23 protein-coding genes are annotated in these 26,566 nt (G+C 67.8%); 7 read left to right on the forward strand and 16 right to left on the reverse strand.

Annotation, left to right across the window (positions count from 1 at the left end; translation table 11 throughout):
- Positions 1-23 precede the first annotated feature (23 nt).
- Positions 24-1,667: a chaperonin GroEL gene (groL, locus tag ACMT1E_RS01880; RefSeq protein WP_414901884.1), complete on the forward strand. Its 1,644-nt coding sequence runs from the start codon at positions 24-26 to the stop codon at positions 1,665-1,667.
- 209 nt (positions 1,668-1,876) lie between these two features.
- Here the strand turns inward: groL and ACMT1E_RS01885 are convergent, their stop codons facing one another.
- Positions 1,877-3,613: a PHA/PHB synthase family protein gene (locus ACMT1E_RS01885; RefSeq protein WP_414901886.1), complete on the reverse strand. Its 1,737-nt coding sequence runs from the start codon at positions 3,611-3,613 to the stop codon at positions 1,877-1,879.
- Between the two features lie 161 nt (positions 3,614-3,774).
- Here ACMT1E_RS01885 and ACMT1E_RS01890 point away from each other — a divergent pair, with 161 nt between their 5' ends.
- The gene (locus ACMT1E_RS01890) at positions 3,775-4,983 is read left to right on the forward strand and encodes an LL-diaminopimelate aminotransferase (protein WP_414901887.1); all 1,209 of its coding nucleotides are present in this window, start codon (positions 3,775-3,777) and stop codon (positions 4,981-4,983) included.
- 15 nt (positions 4,984-4,998) lie between these two features.
- On the opposite strand, the gene ACMT1E_RS01895 is transcribed toward ACMT1E_RS01890, so the two are convergent.
- From ACMT1E_RS01895 to ACMT1E_RS01905, 3 genes are read right to left on the reverse strand one after another with little or no spacing between them, the layout of a single operon-like run.
- Complete coding sequence (locus ACMT1E_RS01895) at positions 4,999-6,591, reverse strand: family 43 glycosylhydrolase (RefSeq protein ID WP_414901888.1); 1,593 nt, start codon at positions 6,589-6,591, stop codon at positions 4,999-5,001.
- A 4-nt stretch (positions 6,592-6,595) separates the two neighbouring features.
- On the reverse strand, positions 6,596-7,612 hold the full coding sequence (locus ACMT1E_RS01900; protein WP_414901889.1) for an alpha/beta hydrolase: 1,017 nt from the start codon (positions 7,610-7,612) through the stop codon (positions 6,596-6,598).
- Between the two features lies 1 nt (position 7,613).
- Positions 7,614-10,445: a TonB-dependent receptor gene (locus ACMT1E_RS01905; RefSeq protein ID WP_414901891.1), complete on the reverse strand. Its 2,832-nt coding sequence runs from the start codon at positions 10,443-10,445 to the stop codon at positions 7,614-7,616.
- 221 nt (positions 10,446-10,666) lie between these two features.
- On the opposite strand from ACMT1E_RS01905, the gene ACMT1E_RS01910 reads away from it, so the two are divergent.
- Together ACMT1E_RS01910 and ACMT1E_RS01915 are read left to right on the forward strand one after the other, a co-directional pair.
- Positions 10,667-12,016, forward strand: a complete 1,350-nt coding sequence (locus ACMT1E_RS01910; protein WP_414901892.1) for a pectate lyase family protein — start codon at positions 10,667-10,669, stop codon at positions 12,014-12,016.
- A 41-nt stretch (positions 12,017-12,057) separates the two neighbouring features.
- Positions 12,058-12,438 (forward strand): cupin domain-containing protein, encoded by a 381-nt coding sequence (locus ACMT1E_RS01915; protein WP_414903248.1) that lies wholly within the window; start codon positions 12,058-12,060, stop codon positions 12,436-12,438.
- Here the strand turns inward: ACMT1E_RS01915 and ACMT1E_RS01920 are convergent.
- The 4 genes from ACMT1E_RS01920 to ACMT1E_RS01935 all read right to left on the reverse strand — a co-directional run bounded on the left by ACMT1E_RS01920 (position 12,435) and on the right by ACMT1E_RS01935 (position 16,719).
- Positions 12,435-14,006 (reverse strand): carboxylesterase/lipase family protein, encoded by a 1,572-nt coding sequence (locus ACMT1E_RS01920; protein WP_414901893.1) that lies wholly within the window; start codon positions 14,004-14,006, stop codon positions 12,435-12,437. The two genes, ACMT1E_RS01915 and ACMT1E_RS01920, sit on opposite strands and share 4 nt — an antisense overlap.
- Positions 13,975-14,745: a 2-dehydro-3-deoxy-D-gluconate 5-dehydrogenase KduD gene (gene kduD, locus ACMT1E_RS01925; RefSeq protein WP_414903249.1), complete on the reverse strand. Its 771-nt coding sequence runs from the start codon at positions 14,743-14,745 to the stop codon at positions 13,975-13,977. The genes ACMT1E_RS01920 and kduD overlap by 32 nt, the downstream gene beginning before the upstream one ends.
- A complete protein-coding gene (gene kduI / locus ACMT1E_RS01930; protein ID WP_414901895.1) occupies positions 14,745-15,581 on the reverse strand; it encodes a 5-dehydro-4-deoxy-D-glucuronate isomerase in 837 nt (278 codons plus the stop codon). Before kduI ends, kduD begins: the two co-directional genes overlap by 1 nt.
- Before the next feature lie 109 nt (positions 15,582-15,690).
- Positions 15,691-16,719 (reverse strand): LacI family DNA-binding transcriptional regulator, encoded by a 1,029-nt coding sequence (locus ACMT1E_RS01935; protein ID WP_414901896.1) that lies wholly within the window; start codon positions 16,717-16,719, stop codon positions 15,691-15,693.
- Positions 16,720-17,096: 377 nt separating this feature from the next.
- Here ACMT1E_RS01935 and ACMT1E_RS01940 point away from each other — a divergent pair, with 377 nt between their 5' ends.
- Together ACMT1E_RS01940 and ACMT1E_RS01945 are read left to right on the forward strand one after the other, a co-directional pair.
- Positions 17,097-17,906, forward strand: coding sequence for a 2-keto-4-pentenoate hydratase (locus ACMT1E_RS01940; protein WP_414901898.1), 810 nt, complete (start codon positions 17,097-17,099; stop codon positions 17,904-17,906).
- 51 nt (positions 17,907-17,957) lie between these two features.
- The gene (locus tag ACMT1E_RS01945) at positions 17,958-19,229 is read left to right on the forward strand and encodes an MFS transporter (protein ID WP_414901899.1); all 1,272 of its coding nucleotides are present in this window, start codon (positions 17,958-17,960) and stop codon (positions 19,227-19,229) included.
- 64 nt (positions 19,230-19,293) lie between these two features.
- Here the strand turns inward: ACMT1E_RS01945 and dcd are convergent, their stop codons facing one another.
- From dcd to ACMT1E_RS01960, 3 genes are read right to left on the reverse strand one after another with little or no spacing between them, the layout of a single operon-like run.
- Positions 19,294-19,848, reverse strand: a complete 555-nt coding sequence (gene dcd / locus ACMT1E_RS01950) for a dCTP deaminase (RefSeq protein ID WP_136161165.1) — start codon at positions 19,846-19,848, stop codon at positions 19,294-19,296.
- A complete protein-coding gene (locus ACMT1E_RS01955; RefSeq protein WP_414901900.1) occupies positions 19,848-20,342 on the reverse strand; it encodes a cytidine deaminase in 495 nt (164 codons plus the stop codon). Before ACMT1E_RS01955 ends, dcd begins: the two co-directional genes overlap by 1 nt.
- A gap of 1 nt (position 20,343) precedes the next feature.
- The gene (locus tag ACMT1E_RS01960; protein ID WP_414901901.1) at positions 20,344-20,826 is read right to left on the reverse strand and encodes a UPF0262 family protein; all 483 of its coding nucleotides are present in this window, start codon (positions 20,824-20,826) and stop codon (positions 20,344-20,346) included.
- Positions 20,827-20,962: 136 nt separating this feature from the next.
- Here ACMT1E_RS01960 and ACMT1E_RS01965 point away from each other — a divergent pair, with 136 nt between their 5' ends.
- Entirely contained in the window at positions 20,963-22,474 is a 1,512-nt protein-coding gene (locus ACMT1E_RS01965) for a replicative DNA helicase (protein ID WP_414901902.1), read from the forward strand.
- Between the two features lie 194 nt (positions 22,475-22,668).
- On the opposite strand, the gene ACMT1E_RS01970 is transcribed toward ACMT1E_RS01965, so the two are convergent.
- The 5 genes from ACMT1E_RS01970 to cobA are packed head-to-tail and all read right to left on the reverse strand — an operon-like array spanning position 22,669 to position 26,554.
- Positions 22,669-23,424, reverse strand: a complete 756-nt coding sequence (locus ACMT1E_RS01970; protein WP_414901903.1) for a phosphoadenylyl-sulfate reductase — start codon at positions 23,422-23,424, stop codon at positions 22,669-22,671.
- Positions 23,417-23,842: a DUF934 domain-containing protein gene (locus tag ACMT1E_RS01975; RefSeq protein ID WP_414901905.1), complete on the reverse strand. Its 426-nt coding sequence runs from the start codon at positions 23,840-23,842 to the stop codon at positions 23,417-23,419. Before ACMT1E_RS01975 ends, ACMT1E_RS01970 begins: the two co-directional genes overlap by 8 nt.
- On the reverse strand, positions 23,835-25,478 hold the full coding sequence (locus tag ACMT1E_RS01980; RefSeq protein WP_414901906.1) for a nitrite/sulfite reductase: 1,644 nt from the start codon (positions 25,476-25,478) through the stop codon (positions 23,835-23,837). The genes ACMT1E_RS01975 and ACMT1E_RS01980 overlap by 8 nt, the downstream gene beginning before the upstream one ends.
- A 24-nt stretch (positions 25,479-25,502) precedes the next feature.
- The gene (locus ACMT1E_RS01985; protein WP_414901908.1) at positions 25,503-25,799 is read right to left on the reverse strand and encodes a DUF2849 domain-containing protein; all 297 of its coding nucleotides are present in this window, start codon (positions 25,797-25,799) and stop codon (positions 25,503-25,505) included.
- Entirely contained in the window at positions 25,796-26,554 is a 759-nt protein-coding gene (cobA, locus tag ACMT1E_RS01990; protein WP_414901909.1) for a uroporphyrinogen-III C-methyltransferase, read from the reverse strand. Before cobA ends, ACMT1E_RS01985 begins: the two co-directional genes overlap by 4 nt.
- Between the last annotated feature and the right edge of the window lie 12 nt (positions 26,555-26,566).

Consider the following 26,566-nt stretch of genomic DNA (forward strand, 5'->3'; position numbering starts at 1 on the left):
CCGCAAAGGAAGGAACAACGAACATGGCAGCGAAAGACGTCAAGTTTTCGCGTGACGCGCGCGAGCGCATCCTCCGGGGCGTGGACATCCTCGCCGACGCGGTGAAGGTGACCCTGGGCCCGAAGGGCCGCAACGTCGTCATCGACAAGAGCTTCGGCGCGCCGCGGATCACCAAGGACGGCGTGACCGTCGCCAAGGAAATCGAACTGAAGGACAAGTTCGAGAACATGGGCGCGCAGATGCTGCGCGAGGTGGCGTCGAAGACCAACGACAAGGCCGGTGACGGCACCACCACCGCGACCGTGCTCGCCCAGGCGATTGTCCGCGAGGGCATGAAGTCGGTTTCCGCCGGCATGAACCCGATGGACCTGAAGCGCGGTATCGATCTGGCCGTCGCCAAGGTGGTCGAGGACATCCAGAAGCGTTCGAAGCCGGTCGCCGGTTCGACCGAGATCGCCCAGGTCGGCGTGATTTCCGCCAATGGCGACACTGTCGTCGGCGAGAAGATCGCCGAGGCGATGGAGAAGGTCGGCAAGGAAGGCGTCATCACCGTCGAGGAGGCCAAGGGCCTCGAATTCGAACTGGACGTCGTCGAAGGCATGCAGTTCGACCGCGGCTATCTGTCGCCCTACTTCATCACCAACCCGGAAAAGATGCAGGTCGAGCTTCAGGACCCCTACATCCTGATCCACGAGAAGAAGCTGTCGAACCTGCAGGCGATGCTGCCGATCCTCGAATCCGTGGTGCAGAGCGGCCGTCCGCTGCTGATCATCGCCGAGGACATTGAGGGCGAGGCGCTGGCGACCCTGGTCGTCAACAAGCTGCGCGGCGGCCTGAAGGTCGCGGCCGTCAAGGCGCCGGGCTTCGGCGATCGCCGCAAGGCGATGCTGGAAGACATCGCGATCCTGACCAATGGCGAGATGATTTCCGAAGACCTCGGCATCAAGCTGGAAAGCGTCACCCTCGGCATGCTCGGTCAGGCCAAGCGCGTCACCATCGACAAGGACAACACCACCATTGTCGACGGTGCCGGCGACGAAGCGGCGATCAAGGGCCGCGTCGAGGCGATCCGCCAGCAGATCGAGCACACGACCAGCGACTATGACCGCGAGAAGCTGCAGGAGCGGCTGGCCAAGCTGGCCGGCGGCGTTGCGGTGATCAAGGTCGGCGGTTCGACCGAGGTCGAGGTCAAGGAGCGCAAGGACCGCGTCGACGACGCTCTCCACGCCACCCGTGCGGCGGTCGAGGAAGGCATCATTGCCGGCGGCGGCACTGCTCTGCTCTATTCGACCAAGGCGATCGAGGGGCTGAAGGGCGCCAACGACGACCAGACCCGCGGCATCGACATCGTTCGCAAGGCGCTCTACGCGCCGGTCCGTCAGATCGCGCAGAACGCCGGCCATGACGGCGCGGTGATCTCCGGCAAGCTGCTGGAAGGCAGCGACACCGCGGTCGGCTTCAACGCCCAGACCGACAAGTACGAGAACCTGGTCAACGCCGGCGTGATCGACCCGACCAAGGTCGTTCGCACCGCCCTCCAGGACGCGGCCTCGGTCGCCGGCCTGCTGATCACGACGGAAGCCGCCGTGTCCGAGCTGCCGGAAGACAAGCCCGCCATGCCGATGGGCGGTGGCGGCATGGGCGGCATGGGTGGCATGGACTTCTAAGTCCTCCCCCAGCCGTTCGGCTGAAACAGGAAGGGCCGGGGAGCGATCCCCGGCCCTTTTTGCGTGTGGAGGGGGTGAGGCAGGAGGCCGTTATTTTCTGCCCTATCCGTCCATCCCGAGCGTAGTCGAGGGACGCACCCGGCTATCCTGCGTCCCTCGACTACGCTCGGGATGGACGGGTGTGGGGGTGAGCAAAGGAGGGCCGGGGGTTACCGGCTCTTCACATAGCGGCCCGGCGCGTCTTCGATCGCTTTCAGCTTGCCCTTGCCGGGGATGCGGGCGCCTTTCGCCTTGACCTCGGCGTCGTCGTGACCGTGCAGCCAGGCGAGCCAGTCGGGCCACCAGCTGCCTTTCGTCTCGGTCGCGCCGGCGATGAAGGCGTCGAGGTTGGGCGCCCGCTCCGGGTTGGTCCAGTACTGATATTTGCCGGCGCTCGGCGGGTTGACGACGCCGGCGATATGGCCGGAGCCGGCGAGGACGAAGCGGAGCGGGCCGGTGAAATGCTCGGTGATCTTCCACACGCTGTCGGGTGGGGCGATATGGTCTTCGCGCCCGGCCTGGACGTAAGAGGGCGTAGTCACCTTGGTCAGGTCGATCGGTGTGTCGGCGGCGCTGAGCGCGCCGGGTTGGACCAGCTTGTTGTCCCTGTAGAGGTCGCAGAGATAGGCGCGGTGCCATTTCGCCGGCAGGTTGGTGGTGTCGCCGTTCCAATGGAGCAGGTCGAACGGCGGATAATCCTGCCCGAGCAGATAGTTGTTGACGACATAGTTCCAGATCAGGTCGCGCCCGCGCAGCAGGTTGAACGTCACCGCCATGTAGCGCCCGTCGAGATAGCCGTCGCCGGACAGGCTTTCGATCAGCTTGAGCTGCTCGTCGTCGATGAAATGGCGGAGTTCCCCGGCGCGGGAAAAGTCGACCTGGGCGGTGAAGAAGGTGGCGCTGGCGACTGTCTCGGCCGCGCCGCGCGCCGCGAGCACCGCCAGCGTCGCCGCCAGCGTCGTGCCGGCGACGCAATAGCCGATGGTATGGACCGCCGGCACGTCGAGCAGCGCGCGCACCGTGTCGACCGCGTCGATCTGGGCGGCGATATAATCGTCCCAGGTGACGTCCTTCATCGATGCGTCGGCTGATTTCCACGACACCACGAACACCGACAGGCCCTGCTCCACCGCCCAGCGGATGAAGCTTTTTTCCGGGTTGAGGTCGAGGATGTAGAAGCGATTGATCCATGGCGGGAAAATCAGCAGCGGCACGGCCAGAACAGTATCCGTCGCCGGTGTGTAGTGGATCAACTGGTAGAGCGGGGTTTCGTGGACAACCTTGCCCGGTGTCGTCGCGATGTTGCGGCCGATTTGGAAGGCGTCGGGGTCGGTGTGGGTCAACTGGCCCTTGCCCAGATCGCGCAGCATATGCTCCAGCCCCTTGAGCAGGTTCTCGCCGCGGGTCTCGACCGTTTTCGCCATCACGTCCGGGTTGGTGAAGGCGAAGTTGGACGGGCTCATCGCGTCGACAACCGCCTTCGCCGCGAAGCGCAGCTTGTCCTTCTGTTCGGCCGGAATGCCGTCGAGCGCCTCGACCCCGCGCAGCACATGATCGGCGATCAGCAGGTAGGACTGGCGGATCAGGTCGAACAGCGGGTTTTCCTGCCACAGCGGCGAGGCGAAGCGCCGGTCCTTGACCGTCGGCGGATCGGCCGGGGCGACCGCCGGGTTCAGGAAACGTTGCCACAGCGCCATGCTCTCGGTCCAGAAATCGACCTGGGCCTGCGCCAGCGGCGCCGCGCCGCCGATGCCGGCAAGCGCGCCGGGCGCCGGCATCTCCACCGCCTTTGCCATCTGGTCGAAACCATGTTCGAGCAGCATCTGCTGGGCGCGGCCGATCACCCAGGTCCAGCGCTGCATGTCCTCCAGACTGGGCGGCGGGGGCGGTGCGGCGGTGTCGGTCATCGGCTGGCTCCTCCAGCGGGCGAGACTAGGACGGAAGCGGACGGAGCGGAATAGTGCGCGTGCGCTTTCCCGCCAGTCGCCATCCGCCGCTTAAACAGGCTTCGACAAGGCCTTGCCGGCACGGTATCAGCGGGGTTCCATTATCTAACCGGACCGGAGTCATGACTGACGATTTCTATCGCATCCGCCGCCTGCCGCCCTATGTCATCGCCGAAGTCAACGCGATGCGGGCAGCAGCACGCGCGGCGGGCGAAGACATCATCGATCTTGGCATGGGCAATCCGGACCTGCCGCCGCCGCCGCACGTGATCGAGAAACTGTGCGAGGTCGCGCGCAAGCCAGACGCACACGGCTATTCCGCGTCGAAGGGCATCCCCGGCCTGCGTCGCGCCCAGGCCAATTATTACCAGCGCCGCTTTGGTGTCGAACTGGACCCGGACAGCGAGGTCGTCGTCACGCTGGGCTCGAAGGAGGGGCTGGCGAACCTGGCGCAGGCGATCACCGCGCCCGGCGACGTCGTGCTGGCGCCCAACCCCAGCTACCCGATCCACACCTTCGGCTTCATCATCGCCGGCGCGTCGATCCGTTCAGTGCCGACGACGCCGGACGAACGCTATTTCGAGGCGCTGGAGCGGGCGGTGAAGTTCACCGTGCCCAAGCCGTCTGTGCTGGTCGTCGGCTATCCGTCCAACCCGACGGCGGAGGTCGTCGACCTTGCCTTCTACACCCGCCTGGTCGCTTTTGCGAAGGAACACGGCCTGTGGGTGCTGTCCGACCTCGCCTATTCGGAAATCTATTTCGACGGCCAGCCGACGCCGTCGATCCTGCAGGCGCCGGGCGCGCGCGATGTCGCCGTCGAATTCACGTCGATGTCCAAGACATACAGCATGGCCGGCTGGCGGATGGGCTTCGCGGTTGGCAACAAGACGCTGATCGCGGCGCTGACCCGGGTCAAATCCTACCTCGACTACGGTGCGTTCACCCCGATCCAGGCCGCCGCCGTCGCCGCGATCAACGGGCCGCAGGACATCGTCGAGAGCAACCGCCAGCTTTACAAGCGGCGGCGCGATGTGATGGTCGAAAGTTTCGGCCGCGCCGGCTGGGACATTCCGCCGCCGCGCGCCAGCATGTTCGCCTGGGCGCCGCTGCCCCCCGCGCTCGCCCATCTCGGCAGCCTTGAATTCTCGAAGCAGTTGTTGACCCATGCCGGCGTCGCCGTCGCCCCCGGCGTCGGCTATGGCGAGGACGGCGAAGGCTTCGTCCGTATCGCGATGGTCGAGAACGAACAGCGCATTCGCCAGGCCGCGCGCAACGTGAAGCGCTATCTGAGCAGCATGGGCGTCAACACCCCGGCGCGCGACGCGGGTTGAGCGGCGCGCGGCGACTCACTCGTCGAGCGCGGTGAAGCGGAAGTCGCGGAACACGGCGGTACCGGCGCCGGCGGCATAAAGGCCGGGGCGGAGCATCAGGAAGCCGCCACGGACATTGTGGTGGTAGCCCGACACCTCCATGCCGCGATCGAAGCGTTGCCATGTCCGGCCGCCGTCGCCGCTGGTGTGGAAGGAGATGATGTGCCGGCGGTTGGTGACGCGGACCCGCATCCGCGCACCATGCGGGTTGGTCGGGCGGCCGCGTTCCATGCCGTATTGGTGGGTGACGAACCGGTCGGCGTCGAAACCGAGGCCGCAATACAGCGTGTCGTCGTAGAACAGGACGAGGCCAGCGGTGCCGCCCGGCGGCACGGTGATGTCGCATTCGAAACGGTAGCTGGTGTCGCCGGCGGTCAGCAGCAGCGGCGATCCGCTCGACGGGGCGGTGCCGCGTGCGTCCAGATGCAGCGCACCGCCGGTGACGCGGGCGCGGCGCTCCTCGTCCGGCGCGGGGCGGAAGAACGCCCATTTACGGCCCAGCGCCAGCGGTGCGTCGAACGCGTCGGACAGCGGCTGGCCATGGGGCACGGCCTTCCCCCCGCCGCCGGGTTTGGCGATCGGCCGCGACAGGTCGCCGCCGGTCATCCGGAACCAGCCGTCCGCCGTCCATTCGATCGCATCGAGCAGGCATTGCCGCCCCAGCGTCCAGAAGCCGCGTTCATAGCCGTGGTAGAGTGCCCACCACGATCCGTCCGGCCCCTCGACCAACGAGGCATGGCCGCGTGACCACCATGCTTCATCCTCGCTTTGGGTGCGGACCAGCGGGTTCGCCGGGTGCTGCTGCCAGGGGCCGTGGACCGAGCGGGCGCGGGCGGCGATGACCATATGGCCGGTCGGCGGGCCGGCGGTGCCGCCGACCGCGGTCAGCATGTAGAACCAGCCGCCGTGACGGTGAATCTTCGGTCCTTCCGGCGAAAATCCTTCGACATCCCAGTCGTCTGGGTAGCGCCAGGGGTCGTAGACATGCTCGACCGGGCCGATCGTCGACAGGCCGTCGGCGGCCAGCCGCACCCTGTCTCCGCCCGACAGGAACAGCCAGCGCGATCCGTCCTCGCCGACGACATGGCACGGATCGATATGGGCGGGGAGGCCAAGCGGGACCGGGTCGCTCCACGGCCCGTCGATCCGATCCGCCCAGCTGACGAAAATGTCGTTCGGCGCCGCCTTGACCGGAATGTAGAGGAAATAGCGGCCGGCGTGCCTTTCGAGGCTGACCGCCCAGACCGAACCGATATTGCGGTGCAGGGCGGCGGTGCGCGGTTGCCAGTTCACCAGGTCGCGCGAATGCCAGATGACGAGACCGGGATAGGCGTCGAAGCTGGAAAAGGTCAGATAGTAATCGCGCCCGTCCTTCAGGATCGCCGGGTCGGGGCGGTCGCCGGACAGGATCGGGTTGAGGAAGCGGCCGTCGCCGAGGTCGGCGATCCTCTGGTTGTCCGCCCCCCGCCGCCATCGGCCGGCGGCAGGCGTGCCGGCGCCAACCGGGGCGGGTAGCGACAGGCCGAGCGTTGCCAGCGCGGTAGTGCGTATCGCCTGGCGCCGGTCCACCGGTTCAGACCAGTCCGATGGTGCGCGCCCAGGCCAGCCATAGTTCCGGCCAGGCGGAAACCGGCTTGCCGATCGCCTTGCGCAGGCCGAAGCCGTGGCCGCCGGCGGCGAACAGATGGGTCTCGACGGCAATGCCGCGCGCGGTCAGCGCGGCGCGCAGCAGCAGGGTGTTGGCGACCGGCACGGCGTCGTCGTCCTCGGCATGGAGCAGGAAGTGCGGCGGTGCATCCGCCGGCACGTTGCGGTCGGGCGAGTGCGCCGCCTCCATTGCCGGCGTCGGTGCCGCGCCGAGCAGCATCGCGCGCGACCCGGCATGGGCATCGGGCAGGCGCATCGAAATGACCGGATAAAGCGGCGCGGCGCTATGCGGCCGGGCGGACAACCGGTCGGCGGCGTCGACCGGGGCGTAGACGCCGGTGGCGAAGCGGGCGGCGAGATCGGCGCAGACATGGCCGCCGGCGGAAAAGCCCATCGCCGCGACGCGATCCGGCGACAGGGCATAGGCACCGGCATGGTGGCGGACCAGCCTGATCGCGCGCTGCGCGTCGGCCAGCGGGGTGTCCGCCCCGGCGGCCCAGCCTTCGCCCGGCAGGCGATAGAACAGGACGAAGGCGGTGAAACCGCGCGCCGCCAGCCAGCGCGCCATTTCATAGCCTTCCTTGTCGATCACCACCCAGCGATACCCGCCGCCCGGCGTGATCAGCACCGCCGCCCCGTTCGGGCGGTCCGGGCGGAACACCGTCATGCGCGGCCGGGCTATGCCCCAGACGGCGCGATCGGCAAGCAACGGGTCGGTCGCGCGTTCCTCCACCGTTTCCACGGGGAGCGGCGTCGGCGCGCCGGGGGCGCCGCCCGGCCACAGGTCGATCGTCTCGACCGGATCGGCGAGGCCGGGGGAAAGGGGGCGGGCGGCGCGGGGCGGCGGGGTCTGCGCCGCCGCCCCGCCGGCGAGGCCGGCGGCCAGCCCCCCGATCAGCAGCGCGCGGCGGCCGACCCCCCGTTCCGCGTCGGCGCCACCCATGTCAGTAACGGAACCGGGCGCCGAACAGGATGGTGCGGCCGAAATGGTTATTCTCGTAATTCCGGTCGGCGTCGAAGTCGGTGTAGCGGTAACGGTAGGTATCGAGCAGGTTGTTGCCCTCGACCGACAATTCGATCTGGTCGGTCAGCTTGTAGCGCATCGATGCATCGAGGTTCCACGTCGCGCCATAGCCTTCAAAGATGTTGCCGGTGCCGCTGTTGGCGTCGATGTAGCGGCTGCGATAGCTGCCCATCACGCGGGCGCTGAACCGGCCGTCGTCGAAATAGAGGGTGGCGTTGTAGGCCCGCTTGGACACGCCGAACAGCGTGGCGGTGCGGGTTTCCTTGATCAGCGCGCCGCCGGGGGCAACGGCCGGGCCGCTGACCGAATAATCGGCATTGGACGAAATGAACGTCGCATTGGCAAGCAGCCCGAAATTGCTGAGCATGCCGGGCAGGAAGCGGAACGGCATCTGCAGCGCCAGTTCAGCGCCCTTCAGCGTTGCGCCTGACCCGTTGACGTTACCGGTGATCGTATAGATCTGGCTCGGGTCGAAATTGATATAGGCCGGTGAACTCGGCGGCAGCGCGTCCTTGCTGAGACCGGTGGAGGCGAATGTCGCGCTGTAGGTGTCGGACACCGGGAAGCTGGCGACCTTCTTGCGGAACAGCGCCAGCGACAGGATCGACTGCGGGGCGAAATACCATTCCACCGCGAGGTCGAAATTGGTCGCCCGATACGGGTCGATGAACGGATTGCCGTAGCTGATCTTGTAGTTGAACCCGTCGACCGAGCCGCCGGGCGTCAGGTTGCCGAGCGTCGGCCGCGTCATCACCTTGGCGATCGCGCCGCGAATGATGATGTCGCGATGCGGGTAGAGCGCCAGGTTTGCCGACGGCAGCCAGTCGTCATAGCTGCGCGTCACCGACACGGTGTTCCCGCTCAGCACGCCGGTGGAGCTTTGCCTGGTATGGGCGTAGCGGATGCCGGCGTTGCCGGCATATTCCAGGCCGAAAATCTCGCCCTTGGCGTCGAACTGGAGGTAGAAGCCGCTGGTTTCCTCGCGCACACTGCGGGTATTGCCCGTATCCGGCTTGGCCGTCCGATCGTACAGGCCGGTGAAGGCGGTGGAACTGGCGAGGTCGGGGATCAGCCACTGCGTCGTCGTGCCCGCCGGCTGGCCCGACCGGCGCAGGGTGAATGTTTCCGCTAGGTCCGCGATGACCGGGAAGCCGTAGACCGCGCCCGGCCCGAACGCGTTCTTCGGCGAGCAGGTAATCGTGCCGAGAACCAGATCGACGCCACCGTCGCCGCACACCGCGGTGTCGCGGGTGAAGGCGAGCGAAGCGAAGTCGAACCGCCGCCAGACCGCGCCGGCCTTGACCTGAAACCCGTCGGCGACGTCCCATTCGGTGCGAAGCTGGGCGGTCCGGAATTTGTTGCTGACGTTGGACGGCCGGTCGCGGACCTCGGCGAGCTGGAAGGTCGACGGATCGGTGACGCTCGGCGTGCCGAAGGTCAGTACCGGATTCTTCATGTCGCGATAGTCGTAGGAATAGCCCTGCGCGTCGCGGTCATCGAACACCACCGTCGTTTCGACCGGGATGTTGGCATCCGATTTCGACAGGCCGCCGAGCAGGGTGAAGCGGAAGCTGTCGCCAAGGTCCTGGTCCCAGCTTGCCCCGACCTGATAGAATTCGGTCGACGAGCGGCGCAGGTAATGTTCGTTGCGGACATAGGCGTCGTTCAGCGTCGCCGCGATCATGTTGCCGTTGCCGTCATAGACCGGGTTCAACACGTCGATCGATCGTTCGTTGGAGCGCAGCAGCACCTCGCCCCACTTCTCCTCGCGAGTTTCTTTGAATTTCGAATAGAGCGCGTCGATCGAGAATTTGGTCGCCTCGGTCGGTGCGAACTGGATCGAGCCGGTCAGGCCGAGCCGTTCGCGATCGTGGAGAATCTCGCCATAGCGCGGGATGCGCGGGTGAAAGGAAAGGGCGGCCGCGTCACAGGCCGCACTGGCGGTATAGCTGCCGCCGCTGTTCGGCGCCGACCAGCAGGGCGTGCCGTCGACCGAGTCAAACCGCGCCTGCGCCCAGCGCACCGTGTTGTTGCCCATCTCCAGCGCCTGCGTCTTCGAATAGGCGGCGGAGATCGATGCGCCGAAGGTGCCGTCGACATTGCGCCAGCTGAGCAGCCCGGCGAGGCGCGGGCCAAGGTCCTTCGACAGATCGTTATAGGAACCGACCGCCGAAAGCGCGCCGTGCCCCCCGGCTTTACCGGCCAGCGGATTACCGGTGTTCAGGTCGACCACCGCGCCGAGCGAGCCTTCGTCGAGCGACGCCTCCGCCGTCTTGTGGACGACAAGGCTGCTGAACAGTTCCGATGCGAAAACGTTGAAGTCGAAGGCACGGTCACGGTTGGACGACGCCCCGTCGGTCGAAGTGGCGACCGTTTCCAGCCCGTTCACGCGGACGCGGGTGAACTGCGCGCCAAGCCCGCGAACGGTGATCGCGCGACCTTCCCCGCCGTCGCGCTGGATCGATATGCCGGGGATGCGTTGCAGCGATTCGGCCAGATTCTGGTCGGGGAATTTGGCGATGTCTTCCGCGACGATCGCGTCGACTGCCGCGATCGAGTCGCGCTTGACGTTCAGCGCCGCTTCCAGCGACTGGCGAAAGCCGGTGACGACGATCACGTCCTCGTTGCCCGTTGTCGCGGCGGCATCCGCCGGTGCCGTGCCCTGTCCGAAGGCGGCCGCCGGCGCGACCAGCGCGCTCCCGGCGATCAACGCCAGCTTGACCAGCGAAATCCGGCTCAGTTCCGTGCCCATTGTCCTTCCCCCTTCGATGCCCGGAAGGGCACCATTATGCTACCGGTGTCATCGAGGGGCGCAACAGAAAATGCGCAAACCTCCGGCACCTCATCCTAAACGCGCCCAATGGCGCCCCGCGACTGTCGGATCGCGGATCGGCCCCGGTTTGGTAACCGGTGTCATTTTTAATTGCCTCGCATCGGCGGCTCTGTCAAGAAGCAAGCGCGGGAGAGCGAGACATGATGAATTGGCTGCGGAATCTGGCGATTGTCGCCATCCTGTTCCACCTGATCGGCGCCGATATAGCGCTGGCCGCCGACCGGGCGGACCCGACAAGAGGTGGCGCGGGCGGGCGAATCATCCGCGTCACGACGCTGGCCAAGGACGGGCCGGGATCGCTGAAGGCGGCGGTCGACGCGAAGGGGCCGCGCATCGTCGTATTCGAAGTCGGCGGCGTCATCGACATGGAACGCAGCGTGCTGACCATCGCCGAACCGTATCTGACGATCGCTGGGCAGACCGCACCGTCGCCCGGCATCACCCTGATCCGCGGCGGCATCGATCTGAAGGGGCACGACGTCATCGTCAGCCATCTACGGGTGATGACCGGCGCCGACGGCCAGCCGCATTTTTCCGATTGGGAAGCGGATGCGTTGTCGACTGTCGCCGCACATAACGTGATCGTCGAGCATTGCAGCTTCCTGTGGGCGATCGACGAGAACATGTCGGCGTCCGGCCCGCGCTTCACCGGCGCGGACGTCCGCGCCTGGCGGGCGGGGACGAGCCACGACATCCTGTTCCGCGAAAACCTTGCTGCCGAGGGGCTGGCCAATGCCAGCCACCCGAAGGGTGAGCATTCGAAAGGTACGCTGGTTCACGACAACGCGACCGGCATCACCTTCTACCGCAATGTCTGGGCGCACAATGTCGAGCGGGCGCCGCTGGTCAAGGGCGGGGCGCAGGTGCTGATGGTCAACAACATGATCTACAATCCCGGTCGCCGGGCGGTGCATTACAACCTGATGAACCTCGAATGGGCCGGCCACGCCTATGTTACCGGCGAGATCACCGCGATCGGCAATGTGATGCGCGGCGGTAACGACACCGACGCCGGCCTGCCGTTCCTGATGCTCGGCGGCGACGGCGATCTTGCGTATTACGGCCATGACAATATCGCGGTCGACCGGCACGGCGCACCGCTGCCGATGTTCGGCCGCTATGGCGTGACCGGGGCGCGACTGATTACGGCGGACGCGCCGCTCGCCAGCCCGGCCGGACTGGCCGTGCTACCCGCTGCGGCCCTTGAAACCGATCTCCTCCGCACCGTCGGCGCGCGGCCGTGGGACCGGGCGGCCGACGACATCCGCATCCTGTTCTTCATCGCCGAGGGGCGTGGCGATATCATCGATGACGAGCATCAGGTCGGGCGCGGCTACCCCCAGCTGGCGGCGACCCGCGCCGCATTCGATCCGGCGGCGTGGAACCTGGACGACATGACGCCGCGTGCCGGTATCTACCCCGGTCAGGTGGCGGGCGCGCAGGAGGCGCTGTCCGCCCGCGACAAGGCGATGCGGGCCGAACCGAAGTGATCGCCGCCGCCGCTCTCGCTCTGCTCGCCGCCGCGCCGCCGATGGTGGTGATTGACGAAGCCGCGACCCGGCGTGAGGAGGCGCCGCCGCACGGCGCGATCGGGATGAGCACCGCCTATCGTATCTCCGACGCGGCGCCGCTGCCGCGGGCGATGGAGTTCCGCCGGCGCGATCTGCACCCCGGTGCGGCGATCGGCGCCCACCCGATCGACCATGACGAGGTCTATTACGTGCTCGCGGGGCAGGGTGAGGTGGAATCGGACGGTGTCCGCCGGACGGTCGGGCCGGGGATGGCGGCTTACCTTTATCGCGGCGCCGTCGTCGGTATCCGCCAGACCGGCGCCGACCCGCTGTCGCTGATCATCGCCTACCCGAACCCGCCGGCAGCGGGAGCAGCAGCCGGGCCGGGTAAGCGGCGCTAGCTGCCCGGCTGGATATAGGGCGCCGTCGCCCATAGCGCGCGTTCCCAGCCGCGCGGGTCGTCGGCCATGCGCGGTGGCGTATCGAACAGCATCGTCGCGCGGCTTGGCAGGCGGTACGGTTGCCAGCCCGGCAGGCCGGGCCGCCCGCTATGCGCCAGCCCGGCAAAGGCGGCCATCATCGCGTCGCGCAGCGCCCGCGCCTCTGCCCCGGTTCCGCTGAAGCTGCCCGGCGCGTCGAGCGTGCCGAATACATAAGGGATGTCGTCCATATGCGCGGCGCCGCGCAGCGGGTCGACCGGCGACTGGCGGTCGAACTGGTAGACCCACGTCGCCTCCGCCCCGGCGGCGGCGCGGGCGTCCGCCTCTATCACCTGTCCCGGCCAGCTCCGCCCCGCGGTGGTCGCCGCGTAGAACAGCCGTTCCGGCGTCCAGTCGGGAAAGCGGGCGCGGTAGCCCGCGACCACCCAGGCAGGATCGAGATCGATCTTGACCTCCGCGCCGATCCGCGCGGCAAGATTGTCCCAGTTCAGCCCGGCGAGTTTCGGGCCGCGTGGATCGATGAAGGCACGGGTCTCGTCGCGGGTATTGCCGAGGATCATCGGTATTGCGTGCGACTGCGGCGCCGCGTCCGGCCAGAACGGGTGGCGCGGCAGGTTGGTCATGTCGAGCACCGGACCGAAATAGAGCGGCCCGCCGAGCACCGGGTCGTTGGCGCCGAGCGCGTCGACCAGCCTTGGCCATGGCATGGTCCGCAACGCCGCGACGGCGTCCCCGGTCAGGCCGAGCGCGGCGATCAGCGCCTGCGTTCGCCGCCATGCATGGCCGGGGCCGGATGCGGTTACCTGCTGCCCGCTCATCGTCGCCGCCGCGTGGAACAGGCCGTTTGCCGCCGGCATCGCCATCAGCGTCGCGATCTTGGCGCCGCCGCCCGACTGGCCGAACAGCATTACCCGGTCGGGGTCGCCGCCGAACGCGGCGATATGGTCGCGGACCCAGCGCAAAGCGACGATCAGGTCGAGCTGGCCAAGGTTGCCGCTGTCGGCGAAGGCGGGGCCGAACGGCTTCAGCCAGGCATAGCCGAACAGGTTCAGCCGCTGGTTGACCGTGACGACCACGACGTCGCCGCCAGCCGCCAGCCGGGCGCCATCGGTCAGCGGGTCGGTGACGGTGCCGCCGTTGTAAGCGCCGCCGTGGAAATAGACCATCACCGGCCGCCGCGCCGCCGGGTGCGTGTCCGGTGTCCACACGTTCAGGTACAGGCAGTCCTCGTCCATCGCCGCCGTCGTCGGGCCGCGCTGCGGCGCCAGCGGGCCGAAGCGGTCCGCGCGCAGCGTTGGCCCGTCAAACGGCTCCGCTCGTGGGACGGCAAAGCGTTCGGCGCGGGCATAGCGTATCCCCCTGAACGCGCAGACGCCCTGTTCGCGCACGCCCCGGTAGCGCCCGGCGGCCGGGTCGCCGCCGCCGCTGATGGCGGGTGAGGACAGGGCGAGCGCCACCGTCGCGCCGCCGCCGATCAGCGCGCGGCGGCTCAGCCGCTCAGCGGGCGAGCCAGCCGCCGTCGACCGCAAGGATGTGCCCCTGCACATAGTCCGCCGCCGCGCTCGCCAGGAACACCGCCGCGCCGCCAATGTCTTCCGGCCGGCCCCAGCGGCCTTCCGGGATGCGCTCCAGTATCTGGCGGTTGCGCGTCGCGTCGGCCTGCAGGGCGGCGGTGTTGTTGGTTTCGATATAGCCGGGCGCGATCGCGTTGACGTTGACGCCCTGCGCCGCCCATTCGTTGGCGAGCAGCCGGGTCAGGCCGGCGACGCCGCTTTTCGCCGCAGTATAGCTCGGCACCCGGATCCCGCCCTGAAAGCTGAGCATCGACGCGATGTTGATGATCTTGCCGCGCCCGCCGCCGGCGGCGTGGCGGGCGATCATATGGCGCCCGGCCGCCTGGCACAGGAAGAACAGCGCCTTCAGATTGGTGTCGATCACCGCGTCCCAGTCCGCCTCGGTGAAGGCGACGGAATCGGCGCGGCGGATGATGCCGGCGTTGTTGACGAGGATGTCGAGCCCGCCCAGTTCGGCGATCACCCGGTCGACCGCCGGCTGGATCGGCGCGATGCTCGACAGGTCGGCGGGCACCAGCAGGCAGCGGCGACCGGTGGCTTGCACCAGCGCTGCGGTTTGCTCCGCCGGGCTGCGGCCGACGGCGGCGATGTCGGCACCGGCCGCGGCCAGCGCCACGGCGATGCCCTGGCCAATGCCGGTGTTGGCGCCGGTGACGAGGGCGATACGGCCGGAAAGATCGAACGGCGCGGCCATCATTTCAACTGGCAGATATCGAGGACGTTCATGTCGGTGTAGTCGAGATTCTCGCCGCCCATCGCCCAGATGAACGCATAGCGTTTGGTGCCCGACCCCATGTGGATCGACCAGGGTGGGCTGATCACCGCTTCCTCGTTGGCGATCGCCAGATGGCGCAGGCCGTCCGGTTCGCCCATGTAGTGGAACACCCGGTCCGATGGTTCCGGCATGTCGAAGTAGAGGTAGATCTCGCTGCGCCGGTCGTGGAGGTGCGGCGGCATCGTGTTCCAGACGCTGCCTTCCTCCAGCACGGTCAGGCCGAGCAGCAACTGCGCGCTTTCGCACACGCCGGGGATGACGAGCTGGTAGATCGTGCGCTGGTTCGAATTGGCAAGGTCGCCGCGCGCCAGCGGGTTCGCCTGATCGAGGGTGATGTGCTTGAGCGGGCAGGTTTTGTGGGCGGGGACGGAGGCGAGATAGTAACGCGCGCCGTCGCCGGCGAACAGCACCTCGCGGCTACCCATCGGAACGTAGAGGCATTCCTTGTTGGCGAGCCGGAACGCCTGGCCGTCGACGGTGACGGTGCCGGGCGCGCCGATGTTGACGATGCCCATTTCCCGTCGTTCGAGGAACGGATGGCCGGCGGCGCTGGCCGGTTCCGTCTGGTCGGGCAGGCGGATGGTGGCGCCGGCGGGGACGGCGCCGCCGATCACGAAACGCTCGGTGTGCGAATAGGTGAGGGTGACCGCGCCGTCGTGGAACAGGCCGGAAACAAGGTAGCGGTCGCGCAGGGCGTCGTTGCTGGCGCCAGCCATCATGTCCGGGTGGGTGGCATGGAATGTCTTGGCGAACACGCGCGGTTTCTCCCTGGGTTATCGGGTGGATGACAGGGGTCTAGCCCGCAAAGGTAACCGGTGTCAACGAAGAGGGAAAAGCGGGCCGTCGGGGCCGCCGCCGGGGCCGTCAGGCCGCCGGAGGGGCGACGGAGGCGCGGGGGATCAGGTCGGACAGGAACAGCGACGGCTGTTGCGCGGCGGCTTCCGGGTTGACCAGTTTGAGCGCGGCGGAGCGGGCCATCGCGACGATCGGCCAGCGCACCGTCGTCATCGGCGGCCAGATATGGGCGGCGATCGCGGTGTCGTCGAAGCCGACGAGCGATAGCTGATCGGGCACGCGGATGCCGCGTTCGCGGGCGGCGTGAAGGACGCCGGCCGCCATTTCGTCGTTGCTGGCGAAGATCGCGGTCGGGCGCGGCGTCGCGTCGAGCAGCCGCGCGCCGGCGGCCAGCCCGGATTCGAACGTGTAATTGCCCTGCGCCTTCAGTTCGGCCCCGGCATCCAGTCCAAGCCGGGCGACGGCTTCGTCGAACCCGGCCTCGCGCTCTGTCGCCGAGCGGAAGCCGACCGGGCCGGTGATCAGGCCGATGCGGCGGTGGCCGGTCTGGGCGAGATGCTCGATCGCGTGGCCGACGACCTGCCGGTCGTTCGATTCGACCATATGCGCCGGTTCGTCGAGCCGCGCCGAACCCATGCGGACATAGTTGCAGCCGAGCTCGCGGCAGGTCTCGGCGATCGCGTCGTTTTCCGACACCGGCGGCAGGATCAGCACGCCATAGGGGCGTTGCTTCATGATGAAGGCGCTGATGTCGGCAAGCAGGCCCGGCGATTTCCGGTCGACCGGCCGGACGACCAGCGCGAATTCGGTATCGCGGATCGCGTCGAGCACCCCTTCCTGAAAATTCAGGACCATCTGAGCATTGGGGTTGTCGTGGATCAGGCCGATCAGGAAATTGCGCCGCAACGCCAGCGCCCGCGCCTGCGGGTTCGGGACATAGCCAAGTTCGGCGATGACCTGTTCGACCTTTTGGCGCGTCGTCTGGTTGAGCAGCGGCGAGCGGTTGATCACCCGGCTGACCGTCTTTTTCGACACGCCGGACAGCCGCGCGACATCGTTGATTGTCGGCTTGCCCGCGCTTTTGCTGGTCCTGGCCATAAGACTCCCGGTCACAGGCCAAACACCGGCCCGGTCCGACATGTGCCCGCTTCGGCAAGCGGAGACAATGTCTGACACCGGTGTCTGCCTAGCCCGGACGCGGGCGATGGGCAAGCCGCTTGTCCGGTGAGGGGACGGGGCGACCGACTCGGCGGCGCGCCGCAGAATGGCGCCGGATTTCGTGCCCGTCATCTGCCGGCGTCGGCGCAGCGGTGCGGCGTGGCCGGCCATGCCGGCAACAAACGATAATCCAAATAAACAATTGAAATATATAATATAATACACTGATCGGTGACGGGAAAAGCACGCGGCGTATTGAATATGACACCGGTTTCCTATAGGCAGCCGCCAACGGGGCACAAACGACGGGGACAGGATTGACCGACCAGGCCGAAATGGTGGCGCGAGCGTTCGTTACGGCGCGGCGCGAGGGACGGGTTCTTGCCGAATACCCCGGCGTGCGCCCGGTCGATCTGGCCGGGGCCTATCGCATCCAGGATCGCGCGCTGGCCGTCGACGGCCGCCGGGTCGCCGGCTGGAAGGTCGGGCGGATCAACCCGCCGGACGACGCCCGGTTGGGCGCCGACCGCCTGTCCGGGCCGATCTTCGCCGACGCGGTGATCACGCTGGCCGACGGGGCGCCCGGCGCCGCCGCGCCGGACATGCCGGTCTATGCGGGCGGTTTCGCGGCGGCCGAAGCGGAGTTGCTGCTGCACGTCGCGCCGGGCTGGAACGGCACGGTGCCGACCGACGACGCCGGCACGCGCGCGCTGCTCGACGATGTGCGGCTGGGCATCGAGATCGCCAGTTCGCCCTATCCGCGGATCAACGAGGACGGCCCGGCTGTCACCATTTCCGATTTCGGCAACAATGCCGGGCTGATCGTCGGCGCCGCCGTTGCCGACTGGCGCGCGATCGATCTGTGCGCGATCGCGGTCCGGCTGGAGATCGACGGCACGGTCGCCGGTGCCGCGACGGCGCGGACGATGCTGGACGGCCCCTATGGCGCCGTCCGCTTCCTGCTTGCCAACCTGGCCGGGCGCGGCATCGCCCTGTCCGCCGGGCTGTGGGTGTCGACCGGGGCGATCACCGGGGTCCACCCGGTCACCCCCGGCCAGCGCGTTCGCGCGGTGTTCGACGGGCATGGCGCGATCGATTGCCGGATCGTACCGGTACGACAAATCTGAGGACGGTTTTTGCGGACCGTCTCAGGGCGGCCGCCAGGAGAGAGTGCCGCGATGACTGAAGCGATGGCCAAACCGCAGAAACCCGCCGGCCGGCGCCGCTGGATTGTCGTCGCGCTGTTGTTCGCGGCCACCGCGATCAATTATATCGACCGCCAGATGATCGGCGTGCTGAAGCCGACGCTCCAGCAGGAATTCGCGTGGAGCGAGAGCGATTTCGCCAACATCGTGTTCTGGTTCCAGCTTGCCTACGCGATCGGTTACCTGAGTTTCGGCAAGGTCGTCGACACGATCGGCGCCCGGCTGGGTTACACGGTGGCGATCGTCATCTGGACCATCAGCCACATGGCGCACGGGCTGGCGGTGGGCGTCACCTCCTTCGCGGCGGCGCGGTTCGGTCTGGGCATTGGCGAGGCCGGCAATTTCCCGTCCGGCATCCGCGCCGTCACCGACTGGTTTCCCCAGCGCGAGCGCGCCTATGCGATCGGCCTGTTCAACGCCGGCGCCAATATCGGCGCGATCATCACGCCGCTGCTGGTGCCGCTGCTCGTGCTGTGGTTCGACTGGCGCGCCGCCTTTTTCCTGACCGGCATTTTCGGCATTGTCTGGTTGATCGTCTGGCTGCGCGTGTACCGTCACCCGGCCAAGGACCCGGCGGTCAGCGCCGAGGAACTGGCCTGGATTCGCCAGGACCCGGCCGACCCGGCGGAGCCGATCGGCTGGCTGCGGCTGCTGACCGTGCCGGAGACCTGGGCCTATGCGCTCGGCAAGTTCCTGATCGACCCGATCTGGTGGTTCTTCCTGTTCTGGCTGCCGGGTTATCTGTTCCAGCGCTACGACCTGGACCTGACCAGTTTCGGTCTGCCGCTGGCCGCGATCTACCTGATTTCGGATCTGGGCAGCATCGGCGGCGGCTGGATGTCGTCCCGGATGATCCGCGCGGGCTACTCCCCCAATGTCGCGCGCAAGGTGACGATGCTGCTATGCGCGTTGTGCGTGCTGCCGATCTGGTTCGCGCAGGATATCGACAGCGTCTGGGGCGCGGTGTTGGTCATCGGGCTGGCGACCGCCGCTCACCAGGCGTTTTCCGCCAACCTCTACACCCTGCCGTCGGACGTGTTCCCGCGCGCGGCGGTCGGTTCGGTCGTCGGCATCGGCGGGACGGTCGGCGCGCTTGGCGGCATGGGGATGGCGATTTTCACCGGCTACATCCTCGACACCACCCACAGTTACCAGTTGCTGTTCGCGCTGTGCGCCAGCGCCTATCTGGCGGCGCTGCTTGTCGTTCACCTGCTCAGCCCGCGGCTGGCCCGCGCGCGGGTCTGAGGGACGGGCCGGCAAGCGGCCCACTGTCCGCGACGGTGGCGGTTCCGCCTGAGGTAGCGAAACCCTAAAGCTTTGGCAGGGTGACGCCGCGCTGGCCCATATATTTGCCGGCGCGGTCGGCATAGCTGACCTCGCAGGGTTCGTTGCCCTGCAGGAACAGGAACTGGCACGCCCCTTCATTGGCGTAGATCCGCGCCGGGAGCGGGGTGGTGTTGGAGAATTCCAGCGTCACATGGCCTTCCCAGCCGGGTTCCAGCGGGGTGACGTTGACGATGATTCCGCAGCGCGCATAGGTCGACTTGCCGAGGCAGATGACCAGCACGTCGCGCGGCACCCGGAAATATTCGACGGTGCGGGCAAGGGCGAAGCTGTTCGGCGGGATGACGCAGACGTCGGTCTTGCGATCGACGAAGCTGTTGGCGGCGAAGTCCTTCGGGTCGACGATGGCGCTGTCGACATTGGTGAAGATCTTGAATTCGTCCGCCACCCGCGCGTCATAGCCGTAGGAGCTGAGCCCGAAGCTGATGCAGCCGTCACGCTTCTGGCTTTCGACGAACGGTTCGATCATGCCGTGGGCCAGCGCCTGTTCGCGGATCCAGCGGTCGGACAATATCGCCATCAGCGCCTCTCTTTTCGTGTGTCGGTGGCCGGCCCCGGACCCAGATCCGCCGGGCCGAAGGCATGGGGAAGCAGCGCCGACAGCGCGTGGGTGACGATGGTGTCGCCCTCCGCCGCCGCGCAGTGGACGACAATGTCACGCCCGCCGGTCTGCGCCGCTTCGTTCAGCAGTTGACGGCAGCGGCCGCACGGGGTGACCGGCGCGGTGCCGCTGATCGCGCCGGCGCGGAGCGCGCCGCCGGCGACGGCGATGGCGACGACATCCGCCAGCCGGCCCTGCGCGCTGGCGGTGGCGAGCGCCACCGTTTCGGCGCAGAGCGACAGGCCGTAGCTGGCGTTTTCCATATTCGCGCCGGTGACGACGCCGCCGTCGGCAAGCAGCACCGCGGCGCCGACGCCGAAGCACGAATAGGGCGCGTGGGCATGGGCCGCGGCGGCGCGCGCGGCGGCGACGAGCGCGGGCGGGGCGGGCAAGGCGGGGGCGGCGGCCGTCATCTCAACCCTTGATATGGAGCACGCAGATCAGCGTGAACAGCCGCCGGGCGGTGGGGAAATCGACCTCGATCTTGCCGCCGAACCGCTCGATCAGCAATTCGGCCGCGCTGTCATGGATGCCGCGCCGGGCCATGTCGATCGTCTCGATCTGCTGCGCGCTTGCCTGGCGGATCGCCTGATAATAGCTGTCGCAGATCGCGAAATATTCGCGGATCGGGCGCTGAAAGCGGCCGAGGGCGAGGATCAGCGTGTCGAGCGGGGTGCCGTCTTCGCGCGCCAGGGCGACGACCAGCCGGCCTTCCTCGACGCTGAGGCGCAGGCGGTACGGGCCGGCATAACTGTCCGCCGCGTCGCGCAGCGGCTTGAAAAAATTGCCCTCGATCAGGTCGAAGATCGCGATCCGCCGTTCCTGCTCGACGTCGGCGTTGCGCCACAGAATGGTGCGTTCGTCCAGTTCGACGTCGATGATCCGTGGATCGCCCATGTCCGGCCTGTAGAAGGGAAGTGCGGCGCAGCAAAGCCCCCGTGGGGCGCGGCGCGGTTATTCACAATCCGCTCACAGGGCTTGGCGTGACTTATCCTGTCTTGCCGGGGGCGGCGGAAAAGGGGACAAGGCGGCGATGGGGAATTTGTTATCGATCGTGCCGCCCGTGGAGGGCGAGGCCACCGTCCTGCCGCAGAATATCGAGGCGGAAGCGGCGTTGCTCGGCGCGCTGATGATCGACAACCGGCTGGCCGAAGACGTGCAGATGAAGCTGCGGGCGGAGCATTTCTTCGAGCCGATCCACGGGCGGATCTACGAAGCGATCCTGAAGTTGCTCGACCGCAACATGGTGGCCAACCCGGTGACGCTGAAGCCGCTGTTCGACGGCGACGAAGCGATGAAGGAGGTTGGCGGGCCAGCCTATCTGGCGCAGTTGACCGGCAGCGGCGCGGCGCTGATCGGCGCGCGCGACTTCGCGACGCAGATCTATGACCTGGCGATGCTGCGGTCGCTGATCGACGTTGGCCGGACCATGGTCGAAAACGCGATGGACACGTCCGAGGCGGTCGACCCGAAAAGCCAGATCGAGGCGGCCGAGGTCTCGCTCTACAAGGTGGCCGAGGGCGGCGACGAGAGCGGCGGGGTCAAGAGCTTCCTTCAGGCGGCGCGATCGGCGGTCGAGGCGGCGGAGCGCGCCCAGAACGCCGGCGGCAAGATTTCCGGCATCACCACCGGGCTGAGCGACCTGAACGCGCAGACCGGCGGCCTGCAGCGCAGCGACCTGCTGATCCTCGCCGGGCGGCCGGGCATGGGCAAGACGTCGCTTGCCACCAACATCGCGTTCAACGCCGCCACCCGCTGGATGCGCGACCGCGACGACGGCATCCCGCCGGAACGCTCGCTCGGCGCGCGGGTGGCGTTTTTCAGCCTCGAAATGTCGGCGGACCAGCTGGCGACCCGCATCCTGGCGGAGGAGTCGGGCGTGGTCGCCCACAAGATACGGTCCGGCGCGCTCAGCACCCACGACTTTCGCGAATTCGCGCGGGCGGCGGCGACGCTGGAGGAGCTGCCGCTGTTCATCGACGACACGCCGGGCCTGACCATCGCCGCGCTGCGCACCCGCGCCCGGCGGCTGAAACGGCGGCACGACATCGGCCTGGTCGTCGTCGACTATCTGCAGCTTCTGCAAGGCGGCGGCCGCAGCTCGAACGAGAACCGCGTGCAGGAAATTTCGGAGATCAGCCGCGGGCTGAAGACGCTGGCCAAGGAACTGAACGTGCCGGTGCTGGCGCTGTCGCAGCTCAGCCGCGCGGTCGAGCAGCGCGAGGACAAGCGCCCGCAGCTATCCGACCTGCGCGAATCCGGCTCGATCGAGCAGGACGCCGACATCGTCATGTTCGTCTATCGTGAGGAATATTATCACGACATGAAACGGCCGGACGAACCGAACGACCACAGTTCCGCCGAGGACCGCGACAAATACAGCAACTGGCAGGCCCGCCATCTGGAAGTGGTCGGCCGGGCGACGGTGTTCGTCGCCAAGCAGCGCCACGGCGCCACCGGCAACGTCAACCTGCGCTTCGAGAGCGAGATCACCAAATTCTCCGACCTGGCGCATGACGACTATACGGCGGTGCAGACCCGCTGACAGGGTGGGGGCCTCGCCCCACCTCCGGTTTTTCTCCGGCCCCGCCACACCCGCCCATCCCGAGCGCAGTCGAGGGACGCATGGCAGCGGGTGCGTCCCTCGACGGCGCTCGGGATGGACGGGTATGTGGGTGGTGCGGGTGCGTCCCTCGCCTATGCCGGGGATGGGCGGTCCGGGGCGGCGCGGCGCCGGGGTCAGAAGACCGGTTCGTCGCCTTGGTTGGCGACGTGGATGCCGCATTCCACCTTGTCCCAGCCGCGCCAGCGGCCGGCGCGGGGGTCTTCGCCGGGGCGGACCTTGCTGGTGCACGGCGCGCAGCCGATCGACGGATATCCCTGCGCCTCCAGCGGGTGGCGGGGGAGGGCGTGCTCGGCGAAATAGGCGTCGAGGTCGGCCTTGGTCCAGTCGGCGAGCGGGTTGAGTTTCAGCCGGCCTTCGTCGATCTCAAAACGGGGCAGGGCGGCGCGGGTGCCGCTCTGAAAGCCCTTGCGGCCGGAAATCCACGCGTCGAACGGCAGCAGCGCGCGGCGCAGCGGTTCGACCTTGCGGATGCCGCAGCAGCCGTCCGGGTCGTAGGACCAGCGCAGGCCGGTTTCGTCGCGCGCCGCCAGAATGCGGGGGTCCGGCCGGTAGACGCGCAGATCGATGAAGCCGAGCCGTTCGGCCAGCTCATCGCGATAGGCGAGCGTTTCGCCGAAGATCTTCTGGGTGTTGACGAAGATCAGCGGCACCGCCCGATCGACCTGGGCGACAAGGTGGAGCAGCACCGCCGATTCCGCGCCGAACGACGAGACCAGCCCGATCCGCCCGGCGAGTTCGCCGGTCAGCAGTTCCGCCAGCATCGTCGCCGTGTCCACGCCGGTGTAGCGCGCGTTCAGCCGATCGGCATCGGCCGGCGTGAAGCCGGGCGCGACGTCGATCGTGTCGAGCCGGCGGGCCGGCTCACCCATGGCGCAGGTTCCACACCGGCACCGAACGGTCGGCGGCGGTCTGGTAGACGTTGCGGTACCGTTCGAGCGAGGCCTGAACCACTTCCGGGTCGAGCGGCTGGGCCGGCGCGAAACTGTCGAAACCGCAGCGGCGCATGAACAGCAACTGGTCGACCAGCACGTCGCCTTCGGCCCGCAATTCGCCGGTGTAACCGGCTTCGCGCAGGATGCGGGCGGAGGAATAGCCGCGCCCGTCGCGGAAGCGCGGGAACGACACCTCGACCAGCGCCAGCCGGGCGAAATGCGGAATCAGCAGCCGGGCGTCTTCCCCCGCTTCCAGCCGGACGGCGGTGGCGTCGCCCTGTTCGAGAAAGGCGTCGAGGGTGACCGCCGGTTCCTCGTGCGGCTCGTCGTCGCGAAAACGCAGGAGATTATCCATAGATCGCCTCCTTGAACGGTTCGAAGCCGACGCGGCGGTAGGTGTCGAGGAAGCGTTCGCCGTCGGTGCGGAGTTCGCGATAGCGTTCGATCGTCCGTTCGACCGCATCGACGACGCCGTCTTCGTCGAAGCCGGGGCCGGTGATCTTGGCGAGTGCCGCATCCTCCGCGCCGGACCCGCCGAGCAGGAGCTGGTAGTTCTCCGTCCCCTTCCGGTCGACGCCGAGAATGCCGATATGGCCGACATGATGGTGGCCGCAGGCGTTGATGCAGCCGCTGATCTTGATCTTCAGCTCACCCAGGTCCTTTTGCCGGTCATAGTCGGCGAAGCGGTCGGCGATCTTCTGCGCGACCGGGATCGAGCGGGCATTGGCGAGGCTGCAGTAATCAAGGCCGGGGCAGACGATGATGTCGCTGACCAGATCGAGATTGGCGGTGGCAAGGCCGGCGGCGTCGAGCGCCTGCCACACCGCGTAGAGATCGGCCTTGCGGACATGCGGCAGCACGACGTTCTGGGCGTGGGTGGAGCGCAGTTCGTCGAACGAGTAGCGTTCGGCCAGATCGCCGAGCAGTTCGAGCTGCGCGGCGGTGATGTCGCCGGGGATGCCGCCGGGCGGCTTCAGGCTGACCGAGGCGATCGCATAGCCGGGCTGGCGATGGGCGTGGACATTGTGCGTCAGCCAGCGGGCGAAGGCCTGATCGGCGGCGGCCGCCGGGTCGATGGTGTCGGCAAGGCCGGTTTCGAACGGCGGCGGCGCGAACTGGACGGCGATGCGGTCAAGCTCCGCCTGCGGGAAGGGCGGTTCCGTCGGCAGCATCAACTGCCATTCTTCCTCGACCTGGCGGGTAAATTCTTCCGCGCCGAGATCGTGGACGAGGATCTTGATCCGCGCCTTGTGGATATTGTCGCGCCGGCCGTAGCGGTTCCACACCCGCATGATCGCCGCGATGTAGCTGAGCAGCTGCTGCGGCGGCAGATAGGGGCGGATCAGCTTGGCGACGAACGGGGTGCGGCCCATGCCGCCGCCGACATAGACGCAAAAGCCGATTTCGCCGTCCGGCCCCGGCACCAGTTTCAGTGCGATGTCGTGCGACAGCGCCGCGATGCGGTCGTTGTCCGACGCGGTCAGCGCGATCTTGAACTTGCGCGGGAAATAGCTGAATTCCGGGTGGAAGGTCGTCCACTGGCGGATCAGTTCCGCCCACGGCCGGGGATCGGCGATCTCGTCGTCGGTGGCGCCGGCGAAATGGTCCGACGAGATATTGCGGATGCTTTCGCCGCTGGTCTGGATGGCGTGCATCTCGACCGTGGCCAGTTCCGCCAGAATGTCCGGCGCCTCTTCCAGCTTGATCCAGTGGAACTGCATGTTCTGGCGGGTGGTGAAATGGCCGTAGTCGCGGCTGTAGGTGCGCGCGATGTGGCCGAGCATGCGCAGTTGCCGCCCGGACATCATGCCATACGGCACGGCCACGCGCAGCATATAGGCGTGGAGCTGGAGGTAGAGCCCGTTCTTCAGGCGCAGCGGCTTGAACTGGTCCTCGCTCAGCTCGCCGGCGATGCGGCGGCGGGTCTGGTCGCGGAACTCGTCGACGCGCGCATCGACGATCTCCTGGTCGAAGCGGTCATATTTGTACACGATACGGCTCCTGCTACGCGGCCATCAGATGACCCAGCCGCCAGCGTCGGGATCGGCCGGCTTCAGGGTCAGGTCGGGGCGCACGGTGGGGCCGAGCGCGCGGATACGGTGCTTGATATGGGCGGGGCGCGGGCCGTCCGGCGTTGCCACCGCGTCGACGATCGCCGGCGAATTGACCCGGCGCAGCGCCTCTTCGCGCGCCAGGATCGGTTCGCCATGTTCGCCGACGTCGACCGCGTCCTCGACATGGAGCGACCAGTCCTCGCCGGTCCACCAGGTGACCGCGCCGCTTTTCAGATCGTTTCCGGTCAACAGTTTCATGCCAGCGCCTCCGCCCGGCGGGCGAGGGCGTGCAGCCGGTCGTCGGCGTCGGCGCGGGCCGCGACCTGGCCGACGACGATCAGCGCCGGGCTGATCACGCCTTCGCGCGCGACCATGCCGCCGAGGTCGGCGAGCAGGGTGCGCAGCGCGCGAAAATCCGCCCGGCCGCCCTTTTCGAGGACGACAACCGGCATGGCCGGCGACACGCCGTCCATCATCAGCTTGTCGGCGATGGCGGCAGCGGTGGCGACGCCCATGTAGATGACCAGGGTGCGGCCGTGACCGGCCAGCCCCGCCCAGTTCTGTTCCGACAGGCCCTTGCACTGGCCGGCGACGAAGCTGACCGCGCTCGCCGCGTCGCGGTGGGTGAGGGGGAGCAATGCCTCCGCCGCGCAGCCGAGCGCAGCCGAGATGCCGGGGACGACCTCCACCGGCACGCCGGCGGCGCGGCAGGCCTCGACCTCTTCGCCGCCGCGCCCGAAGATGAACGGATCGCCGCCCTTCAGCCGGACGACGCGATGCCCGGCCCGCGCCTCCGCCACCAGCAGGGCGTTGATCGCGTCCTGCGCCATCGTATGGCGGCTGCGCGCCTTGGCCACCGACACCAACCGCGCCGTCGTCAGCGCCAGGATGCGCGGATCGACCAGCCCGTCATGGACGACGACATCCGCTTCGCCGAGCAGGCGCGCCGCCCGCAGCGTCAGCAGTTCCGGATCGCCGGGGCCGGCCCCGACCAGATAGACAGTTCCACTCATGCCCGCGGCAAT

The organism is Sphingomonas flavalba, assembly GCF_047553045.1.
Taxonomy (GTDB): Bacteria; Pseudomonadota; Alphaproteobacteria; order Sphingomonadales; family Sphingomonadaceae; genus Sphingomonas_L; species Sphingomonas_L flavalba_A.

Excerpts from the sequence above, each read along its gene's own strand:
- groL (WP_414901884.1), top strand. The coding sequence starts at position 24 with ATGGCAGCGAAAGACGTCAAGTTTTCGCGTGACGCGCGCGAGCGCATC.
- ACMT1E_RS01885 (WP_414901886.1), bottom strand. The coding sequence starts at position 3,613 with ATGACCGACACCGCCGCACCGCCCCCGCCGCCCAGTCTGGAGGACATG.
- ACMT1E_RS01890 (WP_414901887.1), top strand. The coding sequence starts at position 3,775 with ATGACTGACGATTTCTATCGCATCCGCCGCCTGCCGCCCTATGTCATC.
- ACMT1E_RS01900 (WP_414901889.1), bottom strand. The coding sequence starts at position 7,612 with ATGGGTGGCGCCGACGCGGAACGGGGGGTCGGCCGCCGCGCGCTGCTG.
- ACMT1E_RS01905 (WP_414901891.1), bottom strand. The coding sequence starts at position 10,445 with ATGGGCACGGAACTGAGCCGGATTTCGCTGGTCAAGCTGGCGTTGATC.
- ACMT1E_RS01910 (WP_414901892.1), top strand. The coding sequence starts at position 10,667 with ATGATGAATTGGCTGCGGAATCTGGCGATTGTCGCCATCCTGTTCCAC.
- ACMT1E_RS01915 (WP_414903248.1), top strand. The coding sequence starts at position 12,058 with ATGGTGGTGATTGACGAAGCCGCGACCCGGCGTGAGGAGGCGCCGCCG.
- kduD (WP_414903249.1), bottom strand. The coding sequence starts at position 14,745 with ATGGCCGCGCCGTTCGATCTTTCCGGCCGTATCGCCCTCGTCACCGGC.
- ACMT1E_RS01935 (WP_414901896.1), bottom strand. The coding sequence starts at position 16,719 with ATGGCCAGGACCAGCAAAAGCGCGGGCAAGCCGACAATCAACGATGTC.
- ACMT1E_RS01945 (WP_414901899.1), top strand. The coding sequence starts at position 17,958 with ATGACTGAAGCGATGGCCAAACCGCAGAAACCCGCCGGCCGGCGCCGC.
- dcd (WP_136161165.1), bottom strand. The coding sequence starts at position 19,848 with ATGGCGATATTGTCCGACCGCTGGATCCGCGAACAGGCGCTGGCCCAC.
- ACMT1E_RS01955 (WP_414901900.1), bottom strand. The coding sequence starts at position 20,342 with ATGACGGCCGCCGCCCCCGCCTTGCCCGCCCCGCCCGCGCTCGTCGCC.
- ACMT1E_RS01960 (WP_414901901.1), bottom strand. The coding sequence starts at position 20,826 with ATGGGCGATCCACGGATCATCGACGTCGAACTGGACGAACGCACCATT.
- ACMT1E_RS01965 (WP_414901902.1), top strand. The coding sequence starts at position 20,963 with ATGGGGAATTTGTTATCGATCGTGCCGCCCGTGGAGGGCGAGGCCACC.
- ACMT1E_RS01970 (WP_414901903.1), bottom strand. The coding sequence starts at position 23,424 with ATGGGTGAGCCGGCCCGCCGGCTCGACACGATCGACGTCGCGCCCGGC.
- ACMT1E_RS01975 (WP_414901905.1), bottom strand. The coding sequence starts at position 23,842 with ATGGATAATCTCCTGCGTTTTCGCGACGACGAGCCGCACGAGGAACCG.
- ACMT1E_RS01985 (WP_414901908.1), bottom strand. The coding sequence starts at position 25,799 with ATGAAACTGTTGACCGGAAACGATCTGAAAAGCGGCGCGGTCACCTGG.
- cobA (WP_414901909.1), bottom strand. The coding sequence starts at position 26,554 with ATGAGTGGAACTGTCTATCTGGTCGGGGCCGGCCCCGGCGATCCGGAA.